The 1,452-nt window shown below is 73.5% G+C and carries 3 protein-coding genes; all 3 read left to right on the forward strand.

Going from position 1 to position 1,452, the window contains the following annotated elements:
- Positions 1 to 455: hypothetical protein (locus AB0E94_RS52905; protein WP_360344561.1), on the forward strand; the 455-nt coding region annotated here is incomplete at its 5' end.
- Positions 452 to 655: a hypothetical protein gene (locus AB0E94_RS52910; protein WP_357098075.1), complete on the forward strand. Its 204-nt coding sequence runs from the start codon at positions 452 to 454 to the stop codon at positions 653 to 655. The genes AB0E94_RS52905 and AB0E94_RS52910, both read left to right, overlap by 4 nt.
- Positions 652 to 1,371, forward strand: a complete 720-nt coding sequence (locus tag AB0E94_RS52915; protein ID WP_360344564.1) for an AAA family ATPase — start codon at positions 652 to 654, stop codon at positions 1,369 to 1,371. Before AB0E94_RS52910 ends, AB0E94_RS52915 begins: the two co-directional genes overlap by 4 nt.
- Positions 1,372 to 1,452: the final 81 nt, after the last annotated feature.

Here is a 1,452-nt window from a genome sequence, read left to right on the forward strand (position 1 = left end):
GCCCGCAGCTTCCCGCGGCGCGGTACACCGTCCGCGTGGCCCTGACGAACGGCCGCGTGGACGTGCTGCACGGGCTCACCGACGACGACGCGCACTCGCTGGAGATGCTGATCACCCGCGACTACCACCGCACCGCCACCGTGCACAGCACCACCGGCCGCCACACCTACCGCGCCGAGCAGGTCCAGACCGTGGCCGTCGGCCGCGAGACGGCCCCGGCCGCCCCGGCCGAAACTGACGCTCCGACCACTCACGGCATGGAACCGGCCGACATCCTGATGCACGCCGGCCGCCAGGCGCAGGCCACCGGCAACCTGCCGGACGTGGCCGGGCTGATCGAGCAGTACGCCATCACCGAGTCGCAGGCACAGGCGCTGCACAACCTGCTGTGGACCGTCGTGCTGCGCCACCCCGTCGACCAGGCCCTCGCCGACCGGTCGGGTGGCGAGCGGTGAGCGCCGACCTGGAGGACCTGCTCATCGACGGGTCCGTGACCGGGTGGTGGCTCTACCAACTGCCCGACGGTCGGCAGGTCCGCGTCGACGTCGACCGCCGCCCGCTGCGCTGGAGCGTCGACATCACCGGCGGCGACCAGCTCTACGGACTCACCACCGAGCAGGTCGAAGCCCTCCTACACCGCGAGGCCCAGGCATGAGCGCCACGCTGGCGGTGCTTCTCGGTCCCTCCGGCTCCGGCAAGTCCACCTTCGCGGCCGCCCACTACCGGCCGCACCAGGTCTACAGCCTCGACTGGCTGCGCGCCGTCGCCGCCGACGACGAGTGTGACCAGGACGCGACCGCCGACGCGCTTACCCTGCTCACCGCGATCCTGCACACCCGACTGGCCCGACGGCTGACCACCGTCGTCGACGCCACCAGCACCAGCGTCGCCGACCGGGCGTGGCTGCTCGCCATCGCCGCCGAGCACCAGGTGCCCGCCGTTGCCGTCGTCGTCACCGCCGACCTGCGGGTGTGTCTGGCCCGGCAAGCCGCCCGACCCGGACCCACCCCGGGCCGCCGGTGGGGACGCGCCGTGCCGGCCGCCGTCGTCACCCGCCAGCACGCCGACACCCACGCCGCCCTGGCCACCCTGCACACCGAGGGCTTCGCCCAGGTCACCGAGATCGGCTCACCACTGCCGGGATCGCCCGTGGGCACCGAGATCCACTACCAGACCTACTGCGCCGCCACCGACACCGCCGGTACCGCGACGCTGACCGTGGCGCACACCGTGGACAGCCTCGACGAGGCCGACCGCCTGGCCGCCGACCACGCCCGATCCGACGTCGACGTCCACGTCACCGCCGTCATACGCCCGGACGGCCGCGACCTGGTCCAGGAATGGGAGCACACCCACGCCGACGTGCTGTGACAGGCCCCGCCGGCCCGGGCGTGGCACTGCCACCGCCCGAACACCACCGATCGCGGTCGGGGGCGTGGTGGAACACGACCC

The sequence above is a fragment of the Actinoplanes sp. NPDC026670 genome, from assembly GCF_040638175.1.
Lineage (GTDB): Bacteria > Actinomycetota > Actinomycetes > Mycobacteriales > Micromonosporaceae > Actinoplanes.

Bases quoted from the DNA above. Each gene is read 5' to 3' on its own strand.
- AB0E94_RS52915 (WP_360344564.1), top strand. From the start codon at position 652: ATGAGCGCCACGCTGGCGGTGCTTCTCGGTCCCTCCGGCTCCGGCAAG.